Origin of the sequence: Armatimonas sp., assembly GCF_043760365.1 — a bacterium.
Classification (GTDB): domain Bacteria; phylum Armatimonadota; class Armatimonadia; order Armatimonadales; family Armatimonadaceae; genus Armatimonas.
Genome location: NZ_JAYUPA010000416.1, coordinates 1 through 4914, shown reverse-complemented (window position 1 = coordinate 4914; position 4914 = coordinate 1). Strand labels below are relative to the sequence as shown.

At 59.4% G+C, this 4914-nt stretch carries 4 protein-coding genes; 2 read left to right on the top strand and 2 right to left on the bottom strand.

Annotated features, from left to right (window positions below; genetic code table 11):
* The coding region (locus tag ACH2EH_RS09850) for a hypothetical protein (protein WP_395141218.1) at positions 1–286 on the top strand (286 nt) is incomplete at its 5' end.
* Positions 287–305: 19 nt separating this feature from the next.
* Here the strand turns inward: ACH2EH_RS09850 and ACH2EH_RS09845 are convergent.
* Both ACH2EH_RS09845 and ACH2EH_RS09840 read right to left on the bottom strand, forming a co-directional pair.
* Positions 306–2084: a PQQ-binding-like beta-propeller repeat protein gene (locus ACH2EH_RS09845; protein WP_395141216.1), complete on the bottom strand. Its 1779-nt coding sequence runs from the start codon at positions 2082–2084 to the stop codon at positions 306–308.
* Positions 2074–3906: a hypothetical protein gene (locus ACH2EH_RS09840; protein ID WP_395141214.1), complete on the bottom strand. Its 1833-nt coding sequence runs from the start codon at positions 3904–3906 to the stop codon at positions 2074–2076. The genes ACH2EH_RS09845 and ACH2EH_RS09840 overlap by 11 nt, the downstream gene beginning before the upstream one ends.
* A gap of 157 nt (positions 3907–4063) precedes the next feature.
* Between ACH2EH_RS09840 and ACH2EH_RS09835 the strand changes: the two genes are divergently transcribed.
* A partial coding sequence (locus ACH2EH_RS09835; RefSeq protein WP_395141212.1) for a DUF6851 domain-containing protein occupies positions 4064–4914 on the top strand: 851 nt, incomplete at its 3' end.

Sequence of the window (4914 nt, the reverse complement as noted above, 5' to 3'; positions counted from 1 at the left end):
CCCAGATGACGGTGAGCGCTGGCTGGAGAGTCGCCAGAAGAGCGATCTCTGGAGCGCCAACGCCCCCCCGGAGACGTTTGCGGACTTCGTGCGAATCAAGGCCCCCTGGTCCACGCTCACCGAGACTTGCCAGAGTTTAAGGGGCACGCTGGAGGGCCGCGTTGCCAGCCTCAGCCTCGAAATCGCACATCCTACCCCCCACGGTGCGGCTATAGAGCTCGCCTTCACCATCCACGGCGACGAGCGCCGCTACCGGGAGCTACGGGCGACGATTTCGGGCGCATAGGCAGGTGATCAATCACGCATTAGTGCACGGCGAAGAACTGACCCTTTTCATCCCCAAGATAAACGGTGCCATCGCCTGCCACGGTGGGGGTGCAGTAGCTGAACGCTGATAGTGCAAACTCCCACTTCAGGGTGCCGTTGGCGCTATCAATCGCGTGCAGCGTTCCACCGCCCCAGGTTGAGGTGAGATAGAGTGTCCCGTCGCCTCCGATCACCGATGACCCAAGGAACACTGCGGAGTTACTGGGGTGGCGCTGGTACTCCCACTTCTTCGCCCCGGTCGTACCGTCCAGCGCGAAGACCTTGGCCACAAAGATGCCCGTCGTCGCGAAGTAGACCGTGCCATCAAGCCCAATCACAGGGGAGCCGCTCAGCTCATCACCCGCGTCAAACTCCCATTTCTTGGCCCCGGTCGCGGCGTTGAGTGCGTAGAACTTGTGGTCGAAGGAGCCAAAGTAGACTGTGCCGTTCTCGACCGCCACGGAGCTCAGGATGAACTCCGTGCCAGGCGTGCGAAACTCCCACTTCTTGGCTCCGGTGGCAGTATCCAGCGCATAGACCCGACCGCTGTCGGTGGCGAAGTAGAGGGTTCCCAGTCCATCGAGTGCTGGGCAACCTGAGCCGCCGCCCGCGCTGAAGAATTCCCATTTCTTTGCCCCGGTCTCGCCGTCCAGCGCCGTCAGCCGATTCCCGAAGCTAAAGTAGACGGTCTTATCCGAGCCAATCGTTGGGGAGCCGTCGAGGCGGATTCCCGCGCCAAAGGTCCAGCGCGTGGAGCCATTCGCAATATCGAGGGCCTGTAATCCCGTCGTGCTGGGAACGTAGATCAGCCCATTGGAGCCAATCGCGGGGGTGCCCCGGAACGCCTGACCCAGCGGTGCCGACCAGATCGTGGAGCCACTGGGATGGAGCTTCTGGAAACTATTACCGGTTGGCGCGATATAGAGTGCATTATCAAGGCCCACCACCGCAGTGGATTTAATCGCTCCACCGCCGAGTGCACGCTGCCAAGACTGCACCCCCGTGGCACCCGAGCCCGAGCTCCGTCCCCGGTTTTGTACATCCCCGCGATCCTTGGGTGCCGCCGAAGTTGCTAGGGCAGAGGCACCGATCACTACCACATCAGCCTCACCCGTAACGCCAGCTCCTGCCTCAGCCAAGCGCACTCTCACCGTCCCCGCAGTAGTGGCATTGAACTGACCTCCTGGGGTCACGCTACCGAGGCTAGCTCCCGAAACCACGGACCAGGTGAGTGCCGCTGGAGGCAACAACACCAGTTTACCCTCGGGATCACGTGCCTCGCCGGAGAGATTAAGTGTCCCTCCTTGGGGCACCTGGAGGGGGGTGCCGAGAATGGTAATCGTACGCAGTGTGCTGGCAAGGGTGATGTCCACTTCAGCCGTCTTGAAAGCGGCAACAATCACGTTGGTCAGTGCCGAGGCGACCGTGGAGCCAAGGCCGTCTTTCTCCACCCGCGCCACCCCCGCCAGAACATAGGTTCCCGTAGCGAGCACCTGATTGAACTCGATGGTCTGCGTCGCAGGCAGTGTGTCGGGGCGGTTGGCGAGAAGCGTCACGCGGTGTTCGGGGTCTCCTTCGCGGTAGAGCTCGAACACAAGGCTCTTGGCGTAGGTCGGGATGTAGCGTGAGGTTGCTCGCCCGAGCGCAGGCCACTCCACCAGAATCCGCACTCGCCCGGTCCCCCCACTCTCTTCCGTCTTCCCACCCCCACAGCCTGCCACAAACAGAAATAGTCCGGCAACGAGAAAATTCTCTCGCGTAATGGTGTTACTTCGCATGGATTTTTACCCCCAATCCAAAGGTTACCGGTAGTGCCCCAAGGCTTGGCATAGCCGGAATAGTCGTCAAATCGACCGAGCCACGTCTTGGAATGAATCCCTTAGCCGTGCACAGAAGCTGCGCATCCGTAATTGCGGGAACCGTCAGTTGGGTTGCCCCCGGCTCTCGCGTCACCAGCACAGAAAACTGGCTTGCCACATAGGAAACAACATTCGTTTCGGGTACCACAATGGGATTTATGGTGGCACGATTGCGCTTCATAAAATCCACCATCAACTTGAGAAAAGCCTTTTCTGCTGCCTCACAGTCCCCCCCAGACCCTCCTCCAATGGCATTCAACGTGCCACGCTCCACCTCGGGATCAATGGTGATACGGTCAAAATCAAAATCCTGGGGAAATTTGGCGCTACGAAACCAAGTCTGCAAGGCCCTGATCTGATCGTGCTCATGAATACCGCTTGGCGGAATAGTAACGCCACGTCCAGCAGGGAGATTTCCATCTACCCGATAGGATTCATCCAGCCTCCTGAGGCTCTCTGCCGCAAGGCGGGCTTGTTCCTTGAGGAGATCGTCCTCACACTTTTGTGCCGCAGTATAAAACGAATAGGCACTGTTGGCGGCGAGTGCGCCATAGACGACGCCTCCGACAAAAGTCACCGAGGTACCCACGGCGGCAACCCCCATCGTTATGGTCTCGAAAGCCGCCTTTCCCAGTTCCAGGGTGCAACGAGCGTTTATTCCGTTTGTGCCGCCAATACCAAACTCCAGCGCCTTTCCCGCCCAGTTGAAGGCGAGGTCTTGGAATGCAGCCTTCGAGGCCCCTTGGAGAAAGGGGGTCTGGATATGGGGGTTCGTGCGAAAATCGCTTGCCAGTCGGCGAATGCCGTTTGAGAATTTCTCGGTCGCAGTGAAGAAATTGGGCAACAAGGTATCCGCCGGCAGCGTGAGATAGAGATCGGCAAAGGTTCCCAGGTAGGATGTCAGATGGTTATAGTCCAGCGGGGATCGGGTGGGATGTGGTGGCCCCGTTGGCATCGGGAGCTGCGAGACAATCCCCGGAATCCGTGCGATTTGTGCCTCGATGGTCTCCGGGTTTATCGTGCTATCGAGCGCGAGCAGAAGGGAGGGATTCGCGAGTTTGTTCGAGGTTTTCAGGAGTGTGCCAACCCACGTATTGAAGGTATCGGCGAGGATGCTATAACCGACTACCCGTTCATAAGGATCCGTTGTTGCCCTAACGAGGTTGATAAGCGGCTGGATTCCCGCAACCGACAAGGTTTTCTGGATCCCACAGAGCGCCTTCATCATGTGGTAGTGCCGGTCTAGCATCGCCATCATGTACTGAGGATTACTCAGGCTACTATCACCGACTAGGCTATTTGCGGTGGTGACGCTATCGCCAACATGGCCCATGTCATCTAGCTTGAGCCCCATTTGGGCCGTTCGCTGGTAGGTGTCTTTCAGCGCATCCATCACGAGGCTAACCCCTCGCATTGCATCAATCGCATCCACGGGGCCTCGACCATGGCCCGGGCTATTGAGGAACGACCTCGCGGCATCACAGGCGGGCGACGAGCCTTGCCAGCCTAGCCCTACCTGCTCCACCGCCGCATTGAACTGTTCTATCTGGTTTCTCAGATCCCCCGTGAGTTTAGTTCGGGCAAGCGCACCGGCACCTCCCCCACCGCCGCTATCCCCGCCGCCCCCACCACAGCCGGGCAGGGCGAGTGCAATGCCGCTTGTCGCGCAGAGCTGCAAGACCTGCCGTCGTGTAAATACTTCCAGCTCAGGGCGTACACCAACCTTGGTTTGTCGTATCATCGTCAAAGTACCTCAGGGAGAAATCTCTCTTTGTCAGATTCAATACCACCACGATGAAAAACCTGACAAATTATTTTTCTGTCAAATATTTGTCAGGCTTCTTGAACGGGTGGTATTGAACATGGTGAGTATCGTCTGCTCCACAAGGAAATTCGCTATGAACACACCATCCCCGTTGGGTCGTCGCCGCTTTCTGACACAGGCTCTTCTGACTGCGCCTGCCCTCGCACTCATTGGTTGCGGGAGTGGGGGGGGTGAGGTCTCGCCGACGGTCTCTCGCCTCTGGGCCGAGGTGACCCTGGACGCTATTTCAAGCACCTCGCTGGGGCCACCGATGAACGCCCGGGCGATTGCTTTGGTCTTTACGGCGGCCTTCGATGCCTGGGCCTGCTACGACCGTGTGGCGGTTGGAACTCGGCTGGGGGGGACGCTACGACGGCCTGAGGGAGAGCGAACGCAGGGCAACAAGGAACAAGCCGTGAGCTACGCCGCCTACCGAGCGCTGGTGGACATCTATCCCTCACGAAAGGCCAGCTTCGACGCCCTCCTGCTCAGCCTGGGCTACGCCCCGACAAACACCTCCACGGATACGACCACCGCTGTGGGGATTGGGAATCGGTGTGCGCAGGCGCTTCTGGAGTTTCGCCACACCGATGGCTCCAACCAGCTCAAAAACTACGCCGATACAACCGGCTATGTCCCGGTCAATGGCCCGGACACTGTAGTGGACCCGAAGTACTGGCAGCAGCTACGTTTTCCCACGGGCGCAACTCCTGCCTATATCGCGCCGCACTGGGGCCTAGTGACCCCGTTTGCGCTGAGCTCGGCGGCGGCGATTCGGCCTCCCGCCCCGCCGGAGTTTGGCTCCACGCTCTACAAAGAGCAGATGATCGAGGTGATGGAGCTAACTGCCGCGCTAACCTCGGAGCAGCGGCGCTTTGTAGAGTACTGGGCCGACGGGCCACGTTCGGTGCAGCCGCCGGGCCACTGGCTCCTCTTTGCCCTGGC

Excerpts from the sequence above, each read along its gene's own strand:
- ACH2EH_RS09840 (WP_395141214.1), bottom strand. The coding sequence starts at position 3,906 with ATGATACGACAAACCAAGGTTGGTGTACGCCCTGAGCTGGAAGTATTT.
- ACH2EH_RS09845 (WP_395141216.1), bottom strand. The coding sequence starts at position 2,084 with ATGCGAAGTAACACCATTACGCGAGAGAATTTTCTCGTTGCCGGACTA.